This window comes from Streptomyces olindensis, from assembly GCF_040645895.1.
GTDB classification, from domain to species: Bacteria; Actinomycetota; Actinomycetes; order Streptomycetales; family Streptomycetaceae; genus Streptomyces; species Streptomyces olindensis.
Genome location: NZ_JBEYZD010000070.1, coordinates 1 through 22,971 on the forward strand (window position 1 = coordinate 1; position 22,971 = coordinate 22,971).

A 22,971-nucleotide genomic window follows, 5' to 3' on the forward strand; every position below is an offset into this window, starting at 1 on the left:
GGCCCCGCACCACACGGTGCGGGGCCCCTCTCACGTGCCGGTCCGAGTGCTCAGCGGCCCAGTGCCGCCAGCTCCTTCGCGGCCTCCGTCAGGTCCTTCGCCGTGTCGATGGCCCGCCAGTAGGACCCCTGGGGGATCGTGAACCCGGCGAGCCGCCGCTCCCGGGCCAGATGCGGGAACGTCGTCCGCTCGTGGTCCCCGCGGTGCGGCAGCAGCCCCGCGAACTCGGGCGAGAAGACGTAGACACCCGCGTTGATCTCGAACGTCGACGGCGGTGCCTCGATGAAGTCGGTGATCCGCCCGAAGCCGTCCGTCCGCACGGCGCCCCACGGCAGCCGGGGCCGGGCCAGCGCCAGCGTCGCGACCGCGTCCCGCTCCGTGTGGAAGTCCGCCATGTCACGCAGCGAGAACCGCGTCCAGATGTCCCCGTTCGTGGCGTACCAGGGCTGGTCCGGGTGGGGGAGATGCGCCGCGGCGTACTTGAGGCCGCCGCCGCGGCCGAGCGGCTCCGACTCCACGACGGTGGTGACGGAGACCGGCAGATCGGCCGTCTCCAGCCACTTCTGCAGGACCTCGGCGAGGTGGCCGCAGGAGACCACCACGTCCGTCACGCCCTCTTCGGCGAGCCAGGACAGCTGATGGCCGATGATCGGAGTCCCCGTCCCGGGGATCTCGACCATCGGCTTGGGCCGGTCGTCGGTGTACGGACGCAGCCGGGAACCCTGGCCACCGGCCAGAACGACGGCTTGAACGGGGCGGGACGCGGCGTTCGGATCGCTCATGAGACCGAACTGTACGTGGCGTCCCGCCCGGGACGACGGCGGACGACTGTCGCAGTCGTCGGCCGTTACCGACTTCCCACCCTTCTCATAGGGCGCCAGGGCGCTGCGCTCAGCCGTGCGCGGCGGCGACGCCGGTGGCGAAGGACGTGTCGCACACCGGACGTGCGTAGGACTGGGCGCGTGTCGGGCCGTAGACCCGGACGGCGGCCTGGCCGAGGGCGCGGGCGATGGACTTGCAGTGCCGGGCCAGCGACGGGCGGCCGTTGACGGCCTGCTGGAGGTGGGTGAGGGCGACGCCCGGGTTCTCCTCCTGCAGCTCGGTCAGCAGCTTGTCCCGCAGGACGTCCTGTGGGGCGCGCTTGGCGGCCCGTGGCGTGCCGACGGAGGTGTCCGCGGCCGTGAGCACCGGGTCGGTGGAGTTGCCCGACCAGTTGACTCGGGTGACCGCGAGGGTCCCGGAGAGCACCAGGACGACGGGCAGGACGAAAGCGAGGGTGCGGCCGATCCGGCGGGCGGGGCCCCGGCCGCGTCGCGTCTGTTGGGTGTTGGAGTGCTTCACGCGTGTGAGGGTAGCGCGGGGTAATGGTTTGTAGACATTTAGTCACCGGTTCGGGGGATGAGAGAGAGCCCTTTTTTGGGTAGAGCGTTGACGCACACGGCTCGAAACGTCCGGTCTGCCGGGGTATTTGTCGACAACGAGAAGGGCCCCGCAGCGCTCTGCGGGGCCCTCTTCGTCAACCTGGGTGAATCACCCGGGGTTGTGCGTTTGGTGACGCGTCAGTCGGACAGGCGCTCACCGGTGGACGTGGAGAACACGTGGGTCTCGCCGGAGCGCGGCACGACGCGCAGCTGGCTGCCCTTCTCCGGGACGTCGCGGCCGTTGACGCGGACGACGAGGTCCTTGGAGTCGTCGCCGCCGACCTTGGCGGTGCCGTAGACGTAGGCGTCGGCGCCGAGCTCCTCGACGACGTTGACGGTGACCGCGAGGCCCTGGTCGGACTCGGGGCCGGCCACGTCGAAGTGCTCGGGGCGGACGCCGACCGTGACGGTCTTGTCGCTGGTGGCGGCGAGGGCGTCACGCTGCACCGGCACGACCGAGTTGCCGAACTTCACGCCGCCGTCGGTGACCGGCACCTCGACCAGGTTCATGGCCGGGGAGCCGATGAAGCCGGCCACGAAGAGGTTGGCGGGCTTGTCGTACATGTTGCGCGGGGTGTCGATCTGCTGGAGCAGACCGTCCTTGAGGACCGCCACGCGGTCGCCCATCGTCATGGCCTCGACCTGGTCGTGGGTGACGTAGACGGTGGTGATGCCCAGGCGGCGCTGGAGCGAGGCGATCTGCGTACGCGTGGAGACACGGAGCTTGGCGTCCAGGTTGGACAGCGGCTCGTCCATGAGGAACACCTGCGGCTCACGCACGATGGCGCGGCCCATCGCGACACGCTGGCGCTGACCGCCGGAGAGCGCCTTCGGCTTGCGGTCGAGGTACTCGGTGAGGTCGAGGATCTTCGCGGCCTCCTCGACCTTCTGCCGGATCTCCGCCTTGTTGACGCCGGCGATCTTGAGCGCGAAGCCCATGTTGTCGGCGACGGTCATGTGCGGGTACAGCGCGTAGTTCTGGAACACCATGGCGATGTCCCGGTCCTTCGGCGGCAGGTGCGTGACGTCGCGGTCACCGATGCGGATGGCGCCGGCGTTGACGTCCTCGAGCCCCGCGAGCATGCGGAGCGAGGTGGACTTGCCGCAGCCGGACGGGCCGACGAGGACGAGGAACTCGCCGTCCTCGATGTCGATGTCGAGCGCGTCGACGGCGGGCTTGGTCGAGCCCGGGTAGACCCGGGTCGCCTTGTCGAACGAGACAGTGGCCATGGTGAGTGAACCCCTTCTACCGGCAGGAACGTGCCGGACGATCCGAGTAGGAAGGCGGTGCCACGACGGTTTTCCGTTGTGGTGTAGTCCACGCGTGTGAACTGGCTCAGGACGGTACCCGGCGTTCACACGGATGTCAGTAGTTCCGGGCCTGTGAACTTCGCGGAAATTTTCGAAGCGGTTCTTTTCGCGGCGGTTCCTTGGAGGCGGTTCTTCGGAGGCGGGTTCTTCGAAGGCGGTCCTTCGAAGGCGGGTCCTTCGAAGGCGGTCCTGCGAAGGCGGTTCTCACTCCTGTCCGTACCGGCCCGCCAGCACCGCCACCGCCCGGGCGACCGCCTGCCGCAGCGCGGGCGGCCCGAGCACCTCCGCCTCCGCCCCCAGCCGCAGCAGATCCCCGACCGCCACGGCCTCCGCCTCCACGGTCAGCTCCACCTCGACCCAGCCGTCCCCGTCCGGCACGCCGGCGCTCTCCAGGGCCCGTACGCCCGCCGCCCCGAACTGCATCGGCAGCAGCCGCCGCGCCCGGGGGGAGATACGCAGCCGGGCGACGTCCTGCCGCAGGGCGGCCTCCAGACGCCGGGACGACTGCTCCCAGTAGGCGGCCAGATCGAACCCGGCCGGACGCTCGAAGCTCTCCCCGGTGTCCTCGACGGCCAGCACGCGCGACACCCGGTACGTCCGCACGGCCTCCTCCGCCAGGGCGACCAGGTACCAGATGCCGCCCTTCAGGACGAGCCCCAGCGGACGCACCTCCCGGTGCACCTCGCCGCGCCACCGCCGGTAGTGCATCCGCAGCACCCGCTGCTCCCACACGGCCGCCGCCACCGCCTCCAGGCCCGGCACCGGATCGGCCTCCCGGAACCAGGCCGGCGCGTCCAGGTGGAACCGCTCCTGGACCCGCCGCGCCTGCCCGGCCGGCTCCGCGGGCAGGGCGGCCTGCACCTTCAGCTGGGCGCTGGCCAGCACCGCGCCCAGCCCGAGGTCCCGCGCAGGGCCGGGCATCCCGGCGAGGAACAGGGACCCGGCCTCGGCGTCGGTCAGGCCGGTCAGCCGCGTCCGGTACCCGTCGACCAGCCGGTAGCCGCCCTCGGGCCCCCGGTCGGCACACACCGGCACACCGGCCGCGCCCAGCGCCTCGACGTCCCGGTAGACCGTCCGTACCGACACCTCCAGCTCGGCGGCGAGCTCGGGCGCGGTCATGCGGCCGCGGTTCTGGAGCAGCAGGAGAAGGGAGAGGAGCCGGTCGGCGCGCATGGAGGCCATTGTGCGGCCTCCGGAGTCGTACCTGACAGAAGATGTCAGGTACGCCGATCAGGGTGGTCTCGGACGTCTTCGGGGCCCGTCCGGGCCCCTCGGCTGAAAGGACCACCCATGCCCGACACCCGCACCGAAACCCGCACCATCACCACCACGGGTCACTTCACCTTCGCCGACTGGCAGGAACGCGTGATCGGCCCGAGCGAGGACGCCAGCCCCCGGCTCGCCCACGCCTCCGTCCGCAACACCTTCAGCGGCGGCATCGAGGCGGCCGGGACGATCTGCGAGTACAGCATCGTCTACACCACCTCCAAGACCGGCTCCTTCGCCGGCATGGAGCTGCTCACCGGCCGCCTCGACGGCCGCGAGGGCGGCTTCGCCGTCGAGGAACGGGGGTGGTTCGACGAGGACGGCACCGTGCACTGCGCCTTCGAGGTGGTGGAGGGCTCGGGGAGCGGGGAGCTGACCGGACTGAAGGGGAAGGGCGGCTTCACCGCGCGGCACGGGGAGACGGCCGTGGCGTACCGGTTCGAGTACGAGCTGGGGTGATCCCGGGCGGACCGGAACTTCGTGGCTCGGGGTAACGGGCTCTGTGTACAGTGGTGCCGCCTCGCGTACGGCGTCGTAGTGCGCGCGCCTCCTTAGCTCAGCTGGCCAGAGCAACGCACTTGTAATGCGTAGGTCGTCGGTTCGAATCCGACAGGGGGCTCTGCTGGGACCCCAGGTCAGATTGCTCTGACCTGGGGTTTCGTCGTCAGCGGATGCGACGGCGTCGTCGTGCGCGGGCCGCGCGGCTGTCAGGGGTCTCATTTCTGGTCTCAGTGGGGCCCATATTCGGGGCCGACGGAGGCGCCGGCGGCGGCACGAAGAACTCGCCCATCCGCCGCATGGCGTCCTTCGAGAGATGCGACCGACCCTTGACGTACCGCCGCGTCTGGCTGATCTGCGTGTGACGCAGGATCTCCATGATCGTGGGCATGTCGACTCCCAGCTCGTTCAGGATCGTGCCGGCGGTGTGGCGGCTCCCGTCGTACAGGCGGCGGTCATCGATCCCGGCTTCCTTGAGCAGCTCCTTGAACTCCTCGTAGTCGGCACGCGGGTCCAGCGGCCGGCCGTCCGGCCTCGCGAACACGACGTCGTGCTCCTGCCACAGCTCCCCGGCGGCTTGCCGTGCCGCTTCCTGCTGAGCCTTGTGGTCCTGCAGGAAGGGGATGAAGACGGGTGGGATCGGCACGGCGTTCCGGCTCTTCTTGGTCTTGGGCCGGGTGAATGTGAGTCCGCCCCCTTTCCGCTGCGGGCAGGTGCTCGCGTGCTTGGCGCACGTCTTGGTGCACGGCTTCGGGCAGCCGCGCTTGTAGCTCTTGTGCGCGGTGCAGTCCGTCGGGCACGGCTCGAAGCGGTGCAGGCGTCCCCCGCAGGCGTGCGGGTCGTCGCAGCCGTGCCGCCACGTGAGCCGCTGCAACTGCCACTCGGGGCGGAACAGCTCCGCCTCCAGGTCGACGTATGTCCAGCGCAGCCCGAGCGTCTCGCCCTGCCGGAACCCCATGCCGACGCCGACGATCCACCGCATGAAGCTGGGGCGCTTTGCCGCGGCTTCTAAGAAGGCTCGGGCCTCCTCCTTGGTGAAGGGGTTGGCCTCGATTTCGTCGATGCTCGGAGGGTCGACGAGCGTGGCGACGTTCTCAGCGACGATGCGACGACGGTGGGCGATCTTGAGGGCGCGCGACAGGATGCGGTGCACCTTGAGGACGTGCGAGGGGGCGTGGCCGGCGTCGAGCATGGCCCGATACATCCGTTCCAGGTGCTCGGGCTGCAGCTTGTCGATGCGGTGCTTGCCGACGCCGGGGATGATGTCGTTCCGGGTCTTCGACCAGTAGTCGTCGAGCGAGCGCGGCTTGAGCTTCAGGCTGGCGATGTCGGTGAGGTAGGTCTCCATCCAGGCCGCGACGGTCGGCTTGCGGCCCGCTGCGGGGGCGCGGCCCTGGTCCCGCTGGCGCTCCAGCTCTCTCACCTTGCGCCTGACCTCGGCTTCGGTCCGGGCCCGGCGGTGGCGCCGGTCGGGGCTGCCGTCGCTCTTGACGCCCATCGTCACGCGGCCGTGCCACCAGCCATCGGCGCCGAAGTAGATGGACGATTCCATGTTGGCCTTGCGGGGGCTCATGTGCTCCTCCATGCGGGAGGCGCCCCGAGCGGGATACTCGGGGCGCCTCAGGGCTTGCGTGACTCAGTTGGGCAAGGGAGCGAGGTTCGCTACGTACGCTTCGAGGTCCACGCGCCGTATCCGGCGCGTGCGGCCCAACTTGATGTACTTCAGGGAGCCGTCGGCCATCAGCTCGTAGACGGTGGATCGTCCGATGGCGAGCGCTTCGGCGGCTTCCTCGGGCTTGTACAGGAGGCGGTCGACGGGGGCGGCTATCGCGGTGCTCATCCGGGATGTCTCCTCGGCAGGCGTCCAGGGACCTTCTGAGAGCCGCTACTTCCGCTACCGCCGCTACCGCGCAGGTCAGAGGCCCGTTGGAGGTAGCGGGAAGGGGTAGCGGTAGCGGATGGGTAGCGGCGCGGTAGCGGCAACCGGGGTCGCTTGCCGCTACCGCATTAGTGCTGGTCAGGCAGCGTTTTCGATGCCCGGTAGCGGAGGTAGCGGACTTTCCGGGGGTGGGGGGCAGTAGCGGGCCCACGCGTCGGTGAGATCGGCGGCGTAGTAGCCCTTCAGCACGCTCCCGCCCGTCTTGATGTTGCGGGACGTGATCGGCTCGTTGTCGACCGTCATGTACTCCGCGAGCATCTTGGACAGACGCCGGTTGTCCAGCGGCTTGCCGTGCAGGTCGGCCCATGGGGCGTCGTCCAGGGCGTTCAGCCGGTCCAGGATCGCGACGGTGGGCAGGCGGTCGATGCCGACCATGACGTGGTCGCGCAGGTCGGTCAGCAGCCGCACCCCGAGACTGCCCTTGTCGTTGGCTTTCGACGCCGTGACCAGTTCCACGCAGGCAGCGCGAGCCCGTTCGGGCCACTCGCCCCCAGCGGCGTCGGCGACCGCGATGAGCGGTTCCCACACGTCGGCCGGCCGGTCGGTCACCCCGTCCGGCATGGTCGGCCACGCCCCCATCACGGCCTCGCGGACCTGTTCCGCCCAGGTGGCGAGCCGGTCACGGAGCTTGTGCCCCTCGGCCTCGTGGACGCGGGCCCGGAAGGGTTCGACCTTCTCGTTCCTGGCCCGGCGCCGCATGCGGATGATGACCGAACGGGACAGGATCGTGTCGGGCAGGGAGCCGAGACCGGCGACCGCGACCGCGCAGTACGAGGGGAACGCCTGCACGCTCTGCTGCCCACCGTCGCCGATGCACCGATAGGTCACGCCGGTCCGGCGGTGTCCGGCGTTGAGGAATCCGCGCAGTTCCTCGTTGTCCCCTGCCTTGGGACCGAAGACCGTATCGATCTCATCGAACAGGATGGTCGGCTTCGTGGTGCCGGCGGACACGGACCGGAACAGGGCGGCTGCGGAGGCGTTGACGGCCGTCATGGGCTGCGGGACGAGGGTCTCTACGATCTCCAGCGCGCGGGTCTTGCCCGAGCCCGGTTCGGGAGACAGGAACGCCAGCCGTGGGGTGGAGTCGAAACAGTCGAGCAGGTGAGCGTGCGCATCCCACAGGGCGACTGCCACGAACGCGGCGTCGGTGGGGAAGACGTTGAAACGGCGGTGGAAGTCTTCCACCTCGTCGAGCAGCGCGGCGCCGTCGATGTGGTCGGTCACGCGGCCCTTCCTTCCTGGGGGTGACGCAGGGGGCAGGCGGTGCGGTGGGTGGTGTGGTCGTCGATCAGGGCGAGCACCCGTGCCGTGCCGATGGCTGAGAGGTCGCGTCCGCATGCGCACCGTGAGGTGGCGGTGGGTGTGGCGCCGCGTGGTGCGACGATGTGCAGCCATGCGATGGGGCGGCGTCCGTCGTCGCCGTGCGGGTCAGGGCTGCAAGCAGTTCGGACGCCCTGACGGGCGGCGACCTTCGGTTCGCCCACGCTTGTCCCCACTGCGGCCGGTCGGGCGGCGTCCGGGCCGGTCGGGGCCCGGGTGATGCTCTTCAAAGGGCGGGCGGGAGTGCTCATGCCGCCTCCCGCGTGCTGGTCTGGTTGTGGGTGATAGACCAGTCCAGGGCGCTGCGCAGGGTGGCGCGGCACTCGGGAGCGGACAGTCCGGCCGACTCGCCCGCCCCTTGAAGAGCGTCTTCCACCTCGGTACGGGTCAGGTCGCCAGATGCGACGAACCGGCCCAGCGCCCGCCCCGCGCGCAGGAGCGTCGTGTTCCGCTGCCCCTGGCGCGCTGTGGTGACAGCGGCGGTTTCCCTGGCCAGGGCGGCATCGACGTACGGGCGGCGGCGCCCGCCGCCCGGTGCGGCCACAGGTGGCCGGCTGACCGGGTGTGGTGGCACCAGCAGGGCCTTGAGCCAGTCGGGCAGGGGCCGCAGCAGGGCGGGCCCCTCCAGCTCGTACCGGGTGCCGCCGACCGTGCTGCCGGCGGCGACGACGTAGCCGCCCCATGCGCGGGTGTCGACCAATGGGGCGAGCGTCCCGGCGGTGTTGTGCAGTCGTACGGCGGCGGGGGCGGTGAAGTACAGGTGCTGTCCACCGCTCGCGGTCCGGACCGTGCGGGTGCGGGGAACGGCCTGCCCGGTGCGCTCGCAGAGCGCCCCAAAGGTCGTCGCGCCGCAAGGCGCGTCCGTACTGCTCTTGTCGTTCGGTACGTCCAGGTCGGCCACCAGCAGTCCCGAGGGGCCGGTGGCGATACCAACGTTGAACGGTGCCCGCGACCAGGCGGCCTGGATGCGGGCGGGGTCGGTGGTAGCCCGCTCCTCCCACTTGCGGTGCCCGCCGGCGCACGGGCCGGTGCGGGGGCAGGCCGGTTCGCCGTGCAGAGCGGGGCGCTTGGTGCCGGGGAGGAGCGGGAAGACGCGCCAGCCGCGTTCGGCGGCGGTCAGTGCGGCACGCATCAGAGCTTCGTTCATGCCGCCACCTCCAGCGCGGCCGCGGCGAGGAACACGGCGCCGATGTGCTCGGTGTAGGCGGGTGAGATGGCTTCGGTCAGTTCCTCGCGCACGTCGGTCCAGTCGATGCCCATCGCGGCTTGCAGCTCCGCGATGCTGGGCCTGCCGCCGCCGTTGCCGTCGTAGGAGCGGCCGTGCCGATAGCCGAGCACCAGGCCCCGGTGCGGCACGTGCACCGGCTGTTGGGCGGTCCAGCCGCCCAACTCGAACTTGCGGTGCCGGGTGACCCCGAGTCCGAACATCTCTCCGCGCAGGGTGAGGTCTTTGAGGACCTCCGCGCGGCCGTTGGGCTGCTCGATGACGTAGCCCATGGCGGCGCCGCCGGCGCAGGAGAACAGGTTCAGTAGTAACGGCTGCTCGACGTCTCGTCGGATGTCGGTGGGTTGCGTCATGCTGGGAGACCTCCAACTGGTCTGTTCAGGGCTGGTTGGGCAGGGGCGGCCCGGTCTTTTGGCGAGAGAGGGCCGCCCCCGCGTGGTTGCGGAACGAACGCTGGGGGCGGGCGGGTGGAATTAACTGCGCTGATCAGCACCGTCGTGGGAGGCGGTATCGCCACGCTTTCGGCGGGGGCTCTTGAGTTCTGGCGCTGGAAGCGGCAGAGAGTCGACCGCAGCACCGAAAACAGACGAGTTCTCTACGGCTCGTACCTGGCGGACCTGTCCACTACGCGGCACACGTGCAGCCTGCTAGCACGGGCGACGGACATGCCGCGGGCGGAGCGGGCAAAGGCTGTGTGGGAGGCCTACGAGCATTGCCTCAGACATCGCTATGACGTCGAGATCACGGCACCATCGGGAGTAGTGGCTGCAGCGGAAGACACCCATCAGGCTCTTCGCAATGTGTGTATTGCGGTTGCAGACGGCCTCACGTACGACAGCGACCAATACGCGCGCTTGCGCGAGACCTACAACGAGACTCATTCGTCTCTGCGGAGCACCATGAGGCTTGACCTCGGCGCTGAGCCCTAGCCGCGGAAATGGTTGCGCTTGATCACGGCCTTGCGGATGTTGACCGTGGTCCCGCTGCCGTGGCTGCTCGCGCTAAAGACCTGCACGGCGACCCAGCCGCCGAAGACGACGGCGGCCAGGGTGATGAGCTGGGTGACGAAGGCGGTAAGGGCCGCGATGAACGACGTGAGCAGCAGCAGCCCGCCGCAGATGGCGAGGAATCCCGCGCCCCCGAGTGCGACGTTCACCGCAGTGCGGGAGACCGGCGACTTCGTGGTGACCGGTTCGGGCTGGGCGGGGTGGATGGCGTAGCCAGTGACGACGCGGCCGTCGGGCAGGACGATGCTCGCCACGGTCGGGACGTGTCCCGGTTGCGGCAGCGTCGGCGCCGACGGGCCGGGGGTGTAGGGGGTGAACGGCGTGGGCTGGTGGACTTCGATCGGCGTGGGCTGTTCGGCGTGGGCCATCGGTGTCCCTTCGGGAAGGCGGCGGGCCCGCGCCGGTGGGTGGCGCGGGCCCGTTCGGGTGGGGTGTGAGGCAGAAGTCAGAGCGGTGTTACGGGCTGCTGTGAGGGCGCGTAACACCGTTTCTGCCTAGGGGTTTGGGTGTTAGGGGCCGTAACACCGTTACGGGTGTTAGGGGGTGTCAGGCGGCGGCGAGGATGGGGACGATGCGCCACCGGCCGGTGGTGTTCGTCGGCTCCAGCCGGCCGTCGATTGCGGCTTCCTTCAGGCGCAGGGAGACCCAGGAACGGGAGAGCTGGTTGCGGTCGCACCAGTCGGTGAAGTCGACCGGACCCACGATCATCTGCCCGTTCTGCTCGAACTCCTCAAGCGCCTGGGCGAACAGCTCCCGTGCCTCCTCGGGGGAGGGCTTGCGGCCGGTTTCCTGCCCGAAGATCGGCGCATCGTCGCCCTGCTCGGGCTCGGGGAGGTCGGCTTCGGGGTCGATGTCCGCGTCCTCGGGGTCCACGTGCCTGCCGTGGGGCATGTCGTCCTCCTGCTGCACGACGGTGAGCTGAGGCGTGCTGGCCGCTTCAGCGGCGCGGCCGGTGTAGGCGTTGCCGGCGATGCTCACCGCGGCGCCGGCGGTGACCGGGTCCGCGGTGGCACCGTTGGCCAGGGCCCACGCCGCCAGCTGCTCCATGAGCGCGGTGGCGCGGTGGGTGAAGGCCCGGGTGCGGCCCGGGGAGGCGTAGCGGTCCTCGTCGATGCCCGGGCTGACGAGGTAGCAGTAGCCGGGGCGCCGGTTGCCCCACGCCCCGGGGTGCGCGCCGGCGTCGATGACCGATTCGGGGAGGCTGAAGCCCTCGTCGCGGGGGTCGCAGCCCAGAGCGATCACGGACGGCAGCGAGGCGCGGGTGCTGGTGGACATCTGGTCGTACGAGGGACGCTGAAGCGAGACGATCAGGGAGATGCCCGCGGAGCGGGCTTCCTGAGCGATCCCGGTGAACGCGTCGTCCCCGAGTGCGCGCAGGGTGTTGGCGGCCTCCTCCATCCACGCGACCAGGAACGGCATTCCCTCGCAGCCACAGGCACGGCCGCCAGGCCGGCAGGAGTGAGCCGGGTCGTTCTGCGTCTGGGCGCAGGCGGGGACCCACTGCCGGTAGTGGTGGGAGCCCAGCCACCGGGTCCGGGCCGGAATCGCCGCCTGAAGGGCTTCCACCATCAGTTCGGTGGGGGCTCCGCCCTCGACGGCCCAGTCGATGCCGGGCAGCAGCGGACGGAAGTCCTGGAACGCCTTGGGGTCCGACAGCCACAGGATCACATCCGTGCGGGACAGGATCTCCGTCTGGAGGTTCAGGGCAGTGTCACCCTTACCGGATCCGGTACCACCGGCCACGAGGACGTGGGTGGAGTTGCGCTTGGCTTCCGGGTCGCCGGGCAGCCACAGCAGCATCGGAGCCCCGTCGTCGTAGCGGCCGATGACCAGCGGATCAGCGATCGAGCCGCCCAGGTTCGACGGCCCGTCCCACTCCACCACATCCGCCAGCATGTCCTCAGGGACGATGACCAGGTCGCCGCGGCGGGAGGAGTCGGGGTCGGGCCGGTAGCGCACGGCGGAAGTGGGCAGGTCCAGCGCGGAGGCGATCCGGCCCAGGGCCTTGGACACGTCGTCGTTGGTCTGCTCACCGGCCTCCACCGCGAGCGGGGCGGTGACCCGGTTGGGCTCCACCTTGGCGTTGCCAATCTGCGCCCGAGCCAGGCCGACCTTCTCCAGCAGGCCCTTGTCGCCGTTCTGGCCGGCGGGGTCGTCGTTGCGGCGCAGGATCATGCGGATGTTCCACGACAGCGCCACCACCGGGGCGCCCATCAGGTACAGGTCGGGCAGCGGGCCCGCGGTGGGTCCGGCCAGGCACGCGGCCGTGGTCCACGCCGATGCCGCGGCCACGGTGATGGCGGAGTGGAGGCGCCGCTGGGGGGTGGTGGACTTGCCCATCCACCACGTGGCGCCGGTGAGCCCGACGGAGGCGAGGGTCAGGCCGACGCCGGCCGCCGCGCTCTGGGCCCACTGGAGGCTCCCGAGCCCACCGGCCATGCCGACACCGGCGGCGGCCACCCACGGCGGCAGATGCGGCATGGCCCGTTGGACGAGGTAGGCGCCAATGCTGCCCCCGCCACCCTCACCGGGGAGCAGGCCGGAACCGGTGTACTGGGCGACCATCCCGTTGTCGAGGAAGTCGGTGTGCCGCACGCGGCGGCCAGAGCTGTTCCTTGCCATGGCAGGCGACCTTCCTTACTGCTGGTCCCAGTTCATGACCGGCTGCTGCGGGCGCCGGGCACGGTGACGGACGCGGTTGATCTCTTCCTCGAATTCCTGCTGGAAGGTCGCGTAGCAGGCGGCGGCGTTCTTCGCGGCGCTGCGCAGGTCATCGGCGGCCTTGTTCATCTTCCGGGCCACCTTCTGAGCGCGGATCCGGGAGCCGAACGCCCGCCCTTCCGGGTCTGGCACGGCCGCGAGTACGCCCTTGAGGATCTCGGTGCCCATAGCGACCTCGATCGAGAGCGTCACCGCCGCCGCCCGCAGGGTGTTGCAGTAGTTCCGTACGAGGGCCGGGGAGCTGAAGTCCGGTGCGGGAAGCAGGGCTTCGGCGTGCGAGCGGCGCCCGGCGGAGCCGCCGGCCTGCTTGTTGTTGTTCACGGTGACGTTGATCGGCGGGACGAAGGAACCGCCCATCGCGCCGACGAAGCCGCCCGCGGCGGCCCCAGCGTTGGCGAACTTGTTGCCCTTGCCGTGGTCGCCGTTCGCGCGAGGGCGGGTGAACGGCTGGGTGGCTTGCCGGTTCGCGAAGTTGCGGACGGCGTCGGCGCTGCTGCGTCGGTTAGCCATGTGGTGATCTCCTCAGGTCAGTGGGTGTGGCGGACGACGAGCCAGGCGGTCTGTGCGGTGAGCCAGATGAGCAGCCACAGCAGCGCGAGCGGCCCGGCGAGCGGGCCGAACCCGGCGGCCAGTGCCAGCCACACCGCGGCGAGCGTGGCGAGCGCGGCCAGGCCGATGCGCCAGGCGAGGGCGGCGGCGCGGGCGGGGCGGCGGCGCTGCATGACCAGCACCCACCCCAGCGGTGCGGCGGCCACGGGGGCGATGACGAGAGCGGACCACCAGGCGATCAGGTGCAGCAGCCCGGCCACGAGGAACGCGAGTACGGACAGGCTGGTGGGGGCGAGGGCGCGGCGGAACGTCCACAGGCTGCGGCCCACGAAGCCGAGTGCTTCGCGGGTCAGGGAGGGACGCTCGGGGACGACGATCACGAACGGGTCGGCGCCGCGGCGGCCGCGCTGGCGGGGGATGCGGACGGTGTGGATGCCCGCGGCCGTCTTCACGGTGCGAGTGCGGGTACGGCTGGACACAGCGAAACTCCTAGGTCGAAGGGGTTCAGGCGGCGCGCTGTTCTTCGGCGGCCAAGCACCGGCCGCACATGCCGTGCGAAGTGGGGATGCAGTAGCCGACGTCGAGCCGGCAGCGCGGACAGGTACGCCGGGCGGCGTTGGCTTTGGACAGAGCCGCCCAGCGGGCCGGGGTCATCGCACGTACCGGCTTCGCGGCGTCGATGCGGTAGAGGTAGGCGACCAGCGGGCCCCGTCGTCGGCGAGGCCGTTCGATCTGTGCCGCCACCTCCTGACCACCCGGGCGCAGCCCGAGGGCGCGGAGCTGGCGGCGGGTGGCCAGGCCGTCCGGGGCGAGCCGCCACCGGTAGACGGGGACGGCGCCCATCACTGGCCTGTGATGGCGAGTTCAGCGCGACCGCGGGCCGCGGGGTCGCGGTGTTCGGCGTAGCGGTGGGAGACCCAGCCGATCGACCAGCCACACAGCTCCGCCGCCTGCCGCACCGACAGACCCGACGCAAACGAGGCAGCCACGATCCGGCGCGCCTGATCCTCTTGCAGCTTCACCTCCGCGGGGCCGCGCTCCAGCAGCGCGGCGCGTTCACGCTCGGCCCGCTCCTCGCGTTCACGGCGTTCACGCTCCGCCTGCTCGGCACGCTCGCGGCGCTCGGCCTCGGCCCGCTCCCGGGCCTGCTGTTCACGGTGCAGCCGCTCCCGCTCACGCTGTTCACGCTCGCGTTCACGGCGTTCACGAGCCTCCCGCTCGGCAGCCTCAGCCCGCTCCCTGGCCTCGCGCTCCTCGCGTCGCCGCCGCTCCTCGCGCTCGGCCTGCTCGCGCGCCAAGCGGGCTTCGTGTTCACGCTGTTCACGCGCCAGCATGGCGGCGTGCTCGCGCTCCTCACGGGCCTCAGCACGAGCCTGCGCGGCCCGCTCCCGGGCCGCCTGCTCGCGCCGCTCCCGCTCGGCCTGCTGCTGGGATTCCCGGGCCGCCACCGCGGCGGCGATGGCCCGGCGGTAGGCCAGGCTGGTCTCCGCCGTGACGATCAGCAGCAGCGGCGCCACCGCATGGACAGCCACGCCGACCAGGTCCTTCTTCAACGCGGAGTCGGCCGTGTTGAGCGCCAGTGTCATCAGGCCGGTCATCCACCGCAGCGTGATGGGCCAGCGTCCGCCGTGCCCGCCCAGGCGGGCCAGCACGTCATCGAGCTTGACCACGATGACCACCGCCGCGTCGACCACGAGCGGCAGGATCGGGGCCGTCCAGTCCCACTCCTCGGCAGTGTGCTTGGCCATCAGCGGTGTGACCGTGAGGATCGAGTACAGCATCGCCCCGCACACGATCAGCCACGTGCCGCCCGACAGGGCGCGCTCTGCTGAACGGGTCTGAACACTGTTCACGCCGCCCCCTCAACCAGCTTCGGGGCGGGCATCTGGGCGCGGCGGAAGCCGTTGGAGGCGGGGTTGTAGATGAACGCCTCACACCGCCACTTGAACGCGGGGGCCGGGTGTTCACCGCAGGGCTTCCACACGTGGTCCGCCGGCATGCCGTGCGTGGCGGTGTCGGCGTGAGCCTCCTCGCGGGTCGCGTAGATGGTGTGCGGCTCGCCGTAGTGCAGCAGCACCGTCAGCGTCCGCCCCTCCAGCGACTCGCCCTCCCGCTCCTGCCGAAGCCGGCGGATCTCGATGTCTCGCAGCAGCAACTCCTGCTGCGCGGTGGACAGCTCCTCCATCGCACGCGCCAGGAGTGCACCCACCTCGGCCGTGGTAGCTTCCGCCCGCTCCGCGCGGTCGGTGACGGCGTGCAGCTCGCGGACGTGACGGCCGAACGCCTCGTTCGCCGCGGCGCTGGTCTGCCTGGCCTGCTCAACGGCGGCGCGAGCCTCGTTCTCCAGCCGGGTGATGTGCGCCCGGGTGACGATGCGGATCATGCGGCACCGCCCGTCTGCCCGGCCAGGCCGTTGACGAGGTCACGGTGCGCGGCGAGCACGCGCCGGCGGGCCCGGCGGATGCGCCGCTCGTCCAGCACGGTCGGGGTCCGGTCGATGACGACGATCTGCGCGTCCAGCAGCTCCATCTCCGCACGGATCACGGGCATCTCCGCCTCGATGGCGTCCAGCTCCGCATCCGTCGGTTCCATCCAGTCGGCGAACGCGGTAACAGCGTCCTGAACAGTGACGATGTGGTCCATGGGTCGTGGTCTCCCTTGCAGGTGAACGGCCCGAACGCGGCTCCCGGGTGGCACCCCGGGGGCCGCTCGCCGTTGAAGTCGGTAGATCCGGCTCCCCACGCCCCGCCCGTACGGCCTCCGCGACGTGCGCGGGCCCGGACGGACGAGGGAGGCAACCGGCCGCAGCGCTAGCCGCTGCGATGGCAGGAAGAGAGCGGACCGGATGGGCCGCGAGCGGGTGTTCCGCTCATGGGCCGGGACAGCGGCGCCCGCCGGCCGGTCCGTCGCGGGGGCGCCGAGAGTCTTCGTCGGTGCACTGGAATGCCTCTCAGGCGAGATCAACAGGGGTGAATCACTGCAAGGGGGACCCACGTCCCCACCCTCCGGCCGTTGCTCGCGGTCGCCGGGCCACCTCGCCAGTACGGGCCGAAACCCTGTTCTGCCTGGCCTTCAGCGGGATTGCAGCGTCCCCGCCTTCTGCGCATGCGGCATGAAGCCGCCTCCCGACCGAGGTGTCGCGTCGGTCGTTGCAGTACCTGTTTTACAGATACTGCATGAGGGTCCGTCAAGTACGTCGAAGGAACCTTCGGTTTTCGCGCCGGGACTTCTTGGCGCACATTCAGGATCGCTGCAGCTCAGGGGAGTTGGGCACCCCGCACCTAGACAGCTAGAGGCCTTCTGGCTACGGTCAAGAAGTCCCTAGAAGTCCCTACGGGGGTGCAGATGTCGAACGAGCGCTTACGGTCCGCCCTCCTCGCCCGCGGCATGACCGTGCAGACCCTCGCCGAAGAGATCGGGGTGATCCCGAAGACGGTCGAACGCTGGATCACGCAGGGCAAAGTCCCGTACCGGCGTCACCAGTACGCAACCGCGGCGGCGCTGAACGTCGACGTGACGACGCTGTGGGATGACAGCCGCGCTGTCGAGAGCGCAGCAGATCTGACCAAAGCCGAGATCGTGGCCGTCTACCCGCATCGGCACGTTGTGCCGTCAGTCCTTTGGCGTCAGATGTGCGAGCGCGCCACGGAGCGCATCGACATCCTCGTGTACGCCGGCATCTACCTGGCGGAAGACCCGCTCTTCTTCTCGACCTTGAAGGAGAAGGCCGAGAGCGGTGTTCGCATCCGAGTGCTCATGGGCGATCCGGAGTGTGAGGCCGTCATCCGACGCGGCATCGACGAAGGACACCGCATCATGGACGGCAAGATCCGCAATGCGCTGGTCAACTACCGCCCGCTGTTCACCAGCCATCCCGAGATCACCTTCCGCCTGCACGACACGGTGCTCTACAACTCGATCTACCGTGCCGATGACGAGATGCTGGCCAACACGCACGTGTACGGCATCGGCGCCTACATGGCGCCCGTGTTCCACCTGCGGCGACTCCCCGGAGCTGGTCTATTCGACACCTTCGCCAATAGCGTTCAGCAGACCTGGGAAGGTGCCAGGCCAGTAACCGAACGCGACTTCACGGGAGCTTGAGCATGGGACGCATCGACTACCTGCACGATCCGGACGCCCCGCCGGCGAACTCGGTTGTGCCGTCCGTCGTCGCGTTCGTGCAGAACGACGCGGGACAGGTGCTGATGATCCAGCGCTCCGACAACGGGCGCTGGGCGCTGCCCGGTGGTGGTCACGACGTGGGGGAGTCGATCAGCGACACAGTCGTCCGCGAGGTCTGGGAAGAGACCGGGATCAAGGCCGAAGTCGTCAACATGTCCGGGATCTACACGGACCCCGGGCACGTGATGGAGTACGACGACGGCGAGGTGCGCCAGCAGTTCAGCATCTGCTTTCGTGCGCGGCCGGTCGGCGGTGAACTCCGTACGAGCAACGAAACGACTCAGGTCCGCTGGGTCGACCCGGCGGACCTGACGACGTTGGACGTGCACCCCACGATGCGGCTCCGGATCGACCACGCCATGGATCAGGCGCGCGCGACTCCCTACATCGGCTGACGCTTTGCCGCGGCGACCCGTTCGAGCACGCGGGACGTGCAGGCGAGAATCTCCGGTTCGGCCCGGCGGATGAACTGCCCGATCAGGCTGTCCGGCCCATACCGCCCGGCGATCTCGTTGATCCGGTCGATCGGGTTCGTGGACGTGCCGTCCGGTGTGGTGTTCATGTCGCAGTAGCAGAGCGCGTCGTTCAGGTGTGCGCTCTCGCGGGGGAACTCGCCCTCCAACTCCTCGCGCATACCGCGCGCTTCCGCCTCCATCCAGGCGCAGGAGTGGTGGGCGACCAGGTTGATGACGCGGTTGTCGGCGCCGGCCACGTCCCGGAGGTAGCGGGCTCCGTCCAGCGAGTGGAAGCCGGTCTTGGCCAGGTCCGGCGCGTAGCCGATGTCGTGCAGGACCGCGGCGGCCTCCAGCAGATCGGCGTCTTGGTTGAGTACGAGCGCGATCGTGCGGGCCCTCTCGGCGACTCCGAGGCAGTGCTTCCACCGCCGCGGCAGTGGTTCGGCGAGCAGGGACTCAGCCAGGGGATAGGCCCACTCCGTCAACTTCGGCAAGCTACGAACGCTCCTCTCGCGTCGGCACAGCGCGGACCGTCCGCACTCTGCCCTGTCCGCCGCCCGCCAGCACGCCGACGGCCTCCAGCCTGTCCAGAGCCTTGCTAATGGTGGGTCGCGAGACTCCGAACCGCGTAGCTAGAGCAGATGCGCTGGGGAACGTTGCGCCTACTTCAAGTCCTTCATCCGTAATAATGCCCGCGATCCGGTCTTCCAGCGGGCGCCTGTCGACTCGCTCACCTGCTCGTACGACTCGCCACCGCCCCCCTGGCACCGGTTCGGCGACGCCGTCCTTCTGGAGGACGCCGAACGCACGGAGGGCGACTCCGCGCGAGATCTTGTGCTCGCGCATGAGTTCCATAGCAGACGGTAGTTCCGTCATATCTGGGTTCGCCTCGATTTGGGCCTTCACTGCGTCCGCGACCTTGACGAAGGTCCCCCGAGGACTGACTTGCTGCGACACTCGTTCTCCCTCCCTGCTCGGGTCCCACCCTCCAAGCCTCCCATGCCCGCAAGGCTACGCAGCGAGTGATGATGGATGGGGTGAGGCTGGTCGCATTTGCTATTTGGCCCGCATTCAACGCTTTCGCTTGTTCTTGCGTGCCCTTTTTGGTTTTGTTCCGCTTGCCTTTTTCCGCCGCCCGTTACCGGCCGTCAGGCGCATCACTTGGGCCGCTGCGGCGCCCCTGCCTGTTCGGACCAGCCATGTACTCAAAATCACGCCAGCATGCTCGTGGCCCCCGGAAAGAGCGATATTCAGCAGTCTCTCCCCGTCCGCGACATACCCTGCACGGATGCATATTTGTCCAGCTAGGCAGCCAGCATGTGTGTGTTCCTTCAGAAGGGCAAGGTTGAGCCAGCTCATGGCCTGATTGTAAAATCGCCGATTGCTCAGTTCGCGACCAAAATCGCAAATGTCAGAGGGTGTAGCAATATGCAATGCACGCCGGAATTGTATCTCAGCCTCATCTGGATCTCCGTGCTTAGCAAGGAGATATGCGTAATGGAATGATGCAATCTCCGCACCGGCAGCGCTTGCCTTACGGTAGAGCTCCATTGCGCCCTCTGGATCGTCTAGGCCTTGGAGTCGGACCGCGAGATTGTAGGCGCATTTGGGGTCGTTCGCCTCATACCCCTTGCGCCAATACTCCTCTGCCCTTTCATTGTCGCCTGCGTCGAGGGAGATCATAGCGAGTTGATTGTAGGCCGATGCTTCGCCTAGCGTAACCGCCCGTTCAAGCATCTCTATCGCGCGGCCAGTGTCACCTTCCCTCGCAACCAGATTGGCCCAGTTGGCGAGCGATCGGGGGTTACCCTTGTTAGCTGCCTTTTTGAACCATTCCTGAGCCTCTCCTATAGCACCTTCCTCTCGAAGCGCGACGCCGAGGTTATTCATTGATAGAGCATTTCCTCGTTCCGCCCCTATTTTCCACCACTTCTTGCTGGACTCTGTATCGCCGAGGCGTGCGTACGTCTGCCCTAGGTTATGGGCGGCACCCCCACTTGAATCTGTCGCGTCAGAATCTGCGATTCGGTGCCACCAAGCGACTGCCTCTCTATCGTCGGGCAGCGCGTATGCAAGGTGATAAACCGCGTGAGAGTCGCTCTTTTCGGCACCGATTCGAAATAGGTCTACCGCCTGCCTGATACGTCCTTCCCGTTCATATTGAGTGCCCAAGTAGATTGATGCGTCGATGCTTCCGAGGTCGACAGCTTGGCGCCACACGGTCTTTGCTTGCTCGGTTTTATCCAACTTCAGGTAAACGCGTCCGAGGTTGATCCGTGCAGGGATGGGGTGTTTCTCTAGGTCGTCCGCCCATGCCCTTTCAGCAACGTCCCAAGCTTCGTGCTGGACGGCGGCCATTCCGACGTGGAACGAGAGGCTAGCGAGCTGGGCATAGTTTAGGGCGCTCTCCCAAGTTTCCGACGGAATCGCCGGTGCCTCATTCGACCGAGCTAGAGCGTCAGGCAAGTAGTCGAAGACACGGTAATGCGACCCCGCTTTTATGGGGAGCAGGAAACTCGTTACTCCGTAACGGCGCCGCGTTGCCCAGTCAAGAGCGGCATCAAAGCTTTCTGGCCGTAGGAGATCGCCGCCCAACCTGTTGAGATAAATCTCGTGCAATTCGAGCAGGACGGATAGTGGAATTTCTGCAGTGATTCCGCACCGGGCGAGATCGACCGCAGCTGCCACCAGTGAAGCTCCACGTGGGTTGCCGCCAGGGCCGTCAGCGAGAGACCACTGCTGATAAAGGCGGGGGCCAGCAGCCAAATATTCAGCAACTCCGAATAGTCGACTGTGGGCTACGGCACTGGTAACTCTGGAATCGTGAACTCGGCTTGCCCGCGCGAGTTCTGTTTCATTCCAGATTCTGGGTACCACCACGGTGTCCAGTTGGTCAAGCACGCGGGAACCCAGGGCATTGTGTCTGCCTAGGTCGTCGAGAGCCTGACCATCCCCATCGATTGGAGAAAGTCGCCGATACTGTTCTGCCCGCATAGTAGCGATACTGCGGATATTGAACTGCCTCAACACCGTCAAAACCGACGGTGTTAGCCCATCGGGGCCTATGTATCGTTCAAGGTCATCCAGCCAAACAAAGCAACCGTCTTGGGACTCAATTATGGCCTTCAGGTTGCGAATCAGATCCGGTCCATCAATGGGTGCCCAAATCTTACTGTGCGGGCAGGTTGCCAGTAGCCCTTCAAAGGCTGACCGTGTCTTTCCGGCAGTCGAGTCTCCTACTACCAGAATGAAACCACCATGCGCATGGATCTCGGAGATATGGCGCCTGAGTTCCGTATCTGAAGTTCTGGTTACGTACTCTGGTAGCTGGCCATCCTGATTTGCTTCTGAACGGTGTACGCCAAATTGGAGTGGATCAGCAGAGGTGACGGGCACTGGATCGTAGGAACTCAACCCCTCAAGAGTTGCCTTCTGAAGGATTTCCGAAATATTCAGGTTCTCGGTGTTGATCTGAATGCCGGATCCCATTTGGAACACGCGACCTTCTTGTTCGGCGTGCCCCCGAAAGTAGCCTTGGAGGGAAGGAACGTGCCCCTCTTCCACGCTGTCCTCCTAGTCAGCTGTTGTACTGCACCCCGGAGCCCTGTTGATAGATGCGCGAGTTATCATTTGCGGTAGCCGTTTGGTTGATTTGATTGCCGGCTTCAGGGGATTTATCCTCAGAGATTTGCTGCCACAAGGAGACAAGGTCTTCTAGTTCTGCTGCGGCTTCAGGGTGATCCGCCAATAGGCGACGAAATTTCCCCTTCCACATCTGCTGCATCTCCGTGGTTGTCTCATCCAAGTCTCCACGCTCGGTCGAAGTCCCCAACTCGGTGCGGGATTCCTCAAGTTCCTGCTCAAGCACTTCTGGAGGTTTCGCGAGACGTGTATAAATGTGCGCGACCCTGCCCTTGGCGCGTTCCCAGAGATCAGTGGTCATGAGGGAGACAAGCGCGTTGGCGCTTGTGCTTGCTACAGCGAGCAGCGCGGGATCCATAGCGGCTCCTTGTTGCGGATGCGTGATCTCCCAGGCTAGGGAGGAAAGCCGCGCCGTGTACTAGGAATTTCAGATTCCGTGATCTCCACACAGGAGGTTGACATCAGTTGGTAGGGGATGGTAATGGCCCACTTGTGGCAGGTGTGGCTGCGCCGCCGTGGACGGCAGCGCAACCCGTGGTCTCACCGCTGGTCTCAGTTGCGGGGAATTCCATCAGTGGTTGTGGGGGTCTGCTGACGTCCGGCGCAGTCCCTGACTGGCACCGGCCAGCCATCGCCGTACCTGCACAGACGCCCGCGGACCAAGATCGGACAACTTGTAATGCGTAGGTCGTCGGTTCGAATCCGACAGGGGGCTCTGCTGGGACCCCAGGTCAGAGAGGCTCTGACCTGGGGTTTTGTCGTTGGCGGATGCGGTGACTCGGAGATCTCCTGATGTGTCCGTGGTTGTGATCAGGACCAGATGTAGGTCATCACCACGAAGATCACGACGAGAAGTCCGAGGGTCACCCCTCCCGCGGTGGCCATGGCCTCGTAGTACGAGGCTTCCTCCATCACCCTGTGGGCGATGCCCGCAGCACCACCACCGATGATCGCAAGGAGGACTGCGACCCGGGCGTCGTGCAGCTTGTTCCTCGGGGGCTTGTCCCCGGATCCAGAGAGCTGCGGACCGTCGTGCGTTGCCGTCATGGCTCGCTGCCTTCGTCAGTCGCCTGTGAAGGATGACCTGTCGGATTCGGACTGGCGAAGTTGTCCGGCCGCTGATGCGGCTTCACCCCAAGGGCTGCTCGGTCGGCCATGGCGTGGTCGGGGCCGGCGACCCGTCGTGCTCGGGTCCTCCACTCCTGCCGCTCCATGGATGCGACTGTGACATCCGGACGCCGGCAGGACTCGGCTTACGCCCGGACCGCCCCGTCGTCTGTAACGGGGGCTTGTCGTCAAAGAGATCGTGGCCCACGCGACGCCGGATGTCCCAACTCAGATGAGCATTTGTGGGCTTGGTCACCAGTCATCCGTACCGGTGACCGTCGGTGGAATCACCGCTGATCAGGGGCTAGTTGGCGCATTTTTGGAG

General features: G+C 67.9%; 24 protein-coding genes, 1 tRNA gene, 1 pseudogene and 1 riboswitch. Of the genes and pseudogenes, 4 read left to right on the forward strand and 22 right to left on the reverse strand.

The annotated features are described in order from the left end of the window. Nucleotides 1-50: 50 nt before the first annotated feature. The 4 genes from ABZ948_RS32465 to ABZ948_RS32480 all read right to left on the reverse strand — a co-directional run bounded on the left by ABZ948_RS32465 (nucleotide 51) and on the right by ABZ948_RS32480 (nucleotide 3,905). The gene (locus ABZ948_RS32465; RefSeq protein ID WP_359765597.1) at nucleotides 51-782 is read right to left on the reverse strand and encodes a nucleotidyltransferase family protein; all 732 of its coding nucleotides are present in this window, start codon (nucleotides 780-782) and stop codon (nucleotides 51-53) included. A 109-nt stretch (nucleotides 783-891) separates the two neighbouring features. Beyond that, nucleotides 892-1,341 (reverse strand): hypothetical protein, encoded by a 450-nt coding sequence (locus ABZ948_RS32470; protein WP_359765599.1) that lies wholly within the window; start codon nucleotides 1,339-1,341, stop codon nucleotides 892-894. 218 nt (nucleotides 1,342-1,559) lie between these two features. Further along, nucleotides 1,560-2,651 (reverse strand): ABC transporter ATP-binding protein, encoded by a 1,092-nt coding sequence (locus ABZ948_RS32475; protein ID WP_359765601.1) that lies wholly within the window; start codon nucleotides 2,649-2,651, stop codon nucleotides 1,560-1,562. A gap of 285 nt (nucleotides 2,652-2,936) precedes the next feature. Continuing rightward, on the reverse strand, nucleotides 2,937-3,905 hold the full coding sequence (locus ABZ948_RS32480) for a helix-turn-helix transcriptional regulator (RefSeq protein WP_359765603.1): 969 nt from the start codon (nucleotides 3,903-3,905) through the stop codon (nucleotides 2,937-2,939). A 117-nt stretch (nucleotides 3,906-4,022) separates the two neighbouring features. Between ABZ948_RS32480 and ABZ948_RS32485 the strand changes: the two genes are divergently transcribed. Both ABZ948_RS32485 and ABZ948_RS32490 read left to right on the forward strand, forming a co-directional pair. Further along, nucleotides 4,023-4,457, forward strand: coding sequence for a DUF3224 domain-containing protein (locus tag ABZ948_RS32485; protein WP_359765604.1), 435 nt, complete (start codon nucleotides 4,023-4,025; stop codon nucleotides 4,455-4,457). 86 nt (nucleotides 4,458-4,543) lie between these two features. Beyond that, nucleotides 4,544-4,617: transfer RNA gene (locus ABZ948_RS32490), tRNA-Thr, on the forward strand. 45 nt (nucleotides 4,618-4,662) lie between these two features. Here the strand turns inward: ABZ948_RS32490 and ABZ948_RS32495 are convergent. The 13 genes and pseudogenes from ABZ948_RS32495 to ABZ948_RS32555 form a co-directional block, all read right to left on the reverse strand. After that, entirely contained in the window at nucleotides 4,663-6,069 is a 1,407-nt protein-coding gene (locus ABZ948_RS32495; protein ID WP_359765606.1) for a tyrosine-type recombinase/integrase, read from the reverse strand. A 63-nt stretch (nucleotides 6,070-6,132) separates the two neighbouring features. Next, nucleotides 6,133-6,336, reverse strand: coding sequence for a helix-turn-helix domain-containing protein (locus tag ABZ948_RS32500; protein ID WP_355860130.1), 204 nt, complete (start codon nucleotides 6,334-6,336; stop codon nucleotides 6,133-6,135). A gap of 177 nt (nucleotides 6,337-6,513) precedes the next feature. Beyond that, nucleotides 6,514-7,659 (reverse strand): DUF3631 domain-containing protein, encoded by a 1,146-nt coding sequence (locus ABZ948_RS32505; RefSeq protein WP_359765608.1) that lies wholly within the window; start codon nucleotides 7,657-7,659, stop codon nucleotides 6,514-6,516. A 343-nt stretch (nucleotides 7,660-8,002) separates the two neighbouring features. Further along, entirely contained in the window at nucleotides 8,003-8,902 is a 900-nt protein-coding gene (locus ABZ948_RS32510) for a bifunctional DNA primase/polymerase (protein ID WP_359765610.1), read from the reverse strand. Next, a pseudogene (locus ABZ948_RS32515) lies at nucleotides 8,899-9,246 on the reverse strand (DNA methylase); the annotation flags it as partial. The pseudogene ABZ948_RS32515 and the gene ABZ948_RS32510, both read right to left, overlap by 4 nt. A gap of 659 nt (nucleotides 9,247-9,905) precedes the next feature. Then, on the reverse strand, nucleotides 9,906-10,355 hold the full coding sequence (locus ABZ948_RS32520) for a hypothetical protein (protein ID WP_359765615.1): 450 nt from the start codon (nucleotides 10,353-10,355) through the stop codon (nucleotides 9,906-9,908). 178 nt (nucleotides 10,356-10,533) lie between these two features. Then, on the reverse strand, nucleotides 10,534-12,552 hold the full coding sequence (gene traB / locus ABZ948_RS32525) for a plasmid transfer protein TraB (protein ID WP_359765680.1): 2,019 nt from the start codon (nucleotides 12,550-12,552) through the stop codon (nucleotides 10,534-10,536). 72 nt (nucleotides 12,553-12,624) lie between these two features. Then, entirely contained in the window at nucleotides 12,625-13,218 is a 594-nt protein-coding gene (gene traA, locus ABZ948_RS32530) for a plasmid transfer protein TraA (protein WP_359765617.1), read from the reverse strand. Between the two features lie 17 nt (nucleotides 13,219-13,235). Continuing rightward, complete coding sequence (locus ABZ948_RS32535) at nucleotides 13,236-13,736, reverse strand: hypothetical protein (RefSeq protein ID WP_359765620.1); 501 nt, start codon at nucleotides 13,734-13,736, stop codon at nucleotides 13,236-13,238. Between the two features lie 25 nt (nucleotides 13,737-13,761). Next, on the reverse strand, nucleotides 13,762-14,100 hold the full coding sequence (locus ABZ948_RS32540) for an RRQRL motif-containing zinc-binding protein (RefSeq protein WP_359765622.1): 339 nt from the start codon (nucleotides 14,098-14,100) through the stop codon (nucleotides 13,762-13,764). Continuing rightward, nucleotides 14,100-15,110, reverse strand: a complete 1,011-nt coding sequence (locus ABZ948_RS32545) for a DUF2637 domain-containing protein (RefSeq protein ID WP_359765624.1) — start codon at nucleotides 15,108-15,110, stop codon at nucleotides 14,100-14,102. The genes ABZ948_RS32540 and ABZ948_RS32545 overlap by 1 nt, the downstream gene beginning before the upstream one ends. Beyond that, nucleotides 15,107-15,640: a hypothetical protein gene (locus ABZ948_RS32550; protein ID WP_359765626.1), complete on the reverse strand. Its 534-nt coding sequence runs from the start codon at nucleotides 15,638-15,640 to the stop codon at nucleotides 15,107-15,109. Before ABZ948_RS32550 ends, ABZ948_RS32545 begins: the two co-directional genes overlap by 4 nt. After that, complete coding sequence (locus ABZ948_RS32555; protein ID WP_359765628.1) at nucleotides 15,637-15,900, reverse strand: DUF6284 family protein; 264 nt, start codon at nucleotides 15,898-15,900, stop codon at nucleotides 15,637-15,639. The genes ABZ948_RS32550 and ABZ948_RS32555 overlap by 4 nt, the downstream gene beginning before the upstream one ends. A gap of 702 nt (nucleotides 15,901-16,602) precedes the next feature. On the opposite strand from ABZ948_RS32555, the gene ABZ948_RS32560 reads away from it, so the two are divergent. Together ABZ948_RS32560 and ABZ948_RS32565 are read left to right on the forward strand one after the other, a co-directional pair. Further along, nucleotides 16,603-17,361, forward strand: coding sequence for an XRE family transcriptional regulator (locus tag ABZ948_RS32560; RefSeq protein ID WP_359765630.1), 759 nt, complete (start codon nucleotides 16,603-16,605; stop codon nucleotides 17,359-17,361). 2 nt (nucleotides 17,362-17,363) lie between these two features. Then, nucleotides 17,364-17,837: an NUDIX domain-containing protein gene (locus tag ABZ948_RS32565; protein WP_359765632.1), complete on the forward strand. Its 474-nt coding sequence runs from the start codon at nucleotides 17,364-17,366 to the stop codon at nucleotides 17,835-17,837. Here the strand turns inward: ABZ948_RS32565 and ABZ948_RS32570 are convergent. The 5 genes from ABZ948_RS32570 to ABZ948_RS32590 form a co-directional block, all read right to left on the reverse strand. Next, nucleotides 17,825-18,391: an HD domain-containing protein gene (locus ABZ948_RS32570; RefSeq protein ID WP_359765634.1), complete on the reverse strand. Its 567-nt coding sequence runs from the start codon at nucleotides 18,389-18,391 to the stop codon at nucleotides 17,825-17,827. The genes ABZ948_RS32565 and ABZ948_RS32570 overlap by 13 nt on opposite strands. A 1-nt stretch (nucleotide 18,392) precedes the next feature. Then, complete coding sequence (locus tag ABZ948_RS32575; RefSeq protein WP_359765682.1) at nucleotides 18,393-18,773, reverse strand: GntR family transcriptional regulator; 381 nt, start codon at nucleotides 18,771-18,773, stop codon at nucleotides 18,393-18,395. 195 nt (nucleotides 18,774-18,968) lie between these two features. Beyond that, nucleotides 18,969-21,461 carry a tetratricopeptide repeat protein gene (locus tag ABZ948_RS32580; RefSeq protein ID WP_359765637.1) on the reverse strand — a complete coding sequence of 831 codons (2,493 nt, stop codon included), beginning with the start codon at nucleotides 21,459-21,461 and terminating at the stop codon, nucleotides 18,969-18,971. A gap of 13 nt (nucleotides 21,462-21,474) precedes the next feature. Further along, a complete protein-coding gene (locus ABZ948_RS32585; RefSeq protein WP_359765639.1) occupies nucleotides 21,475-21,897 on the reverse strand; it encodes a hypothetical protein in 423 nt (140 codons plus the stop codon). 452 nt (nucleotides 21,898-22,349) lie between these two features. Next, nucleotides 22,350-22,586 (reverse strand): hypothetical protein, encoded by a 237-nt coding sequence (locus ABZ948_RS32590; RefSeq protein WP_359765641.1) that lies wholly within the window; start codon nucleotides 22,584-22,586, stop codon nucleotides 22,350-22,352. Between the two features lie 5 nt (nucleotides 22,587-22,591). Continuing rightward, a riboswitch (cyclic di-AMP (ydaO/yuaA leader) is annotated at nucleotides 22,592-22,770 on the reverse strand. Nucleotides 22,771-22,971 lie beyond the last annotated feature (201 nt).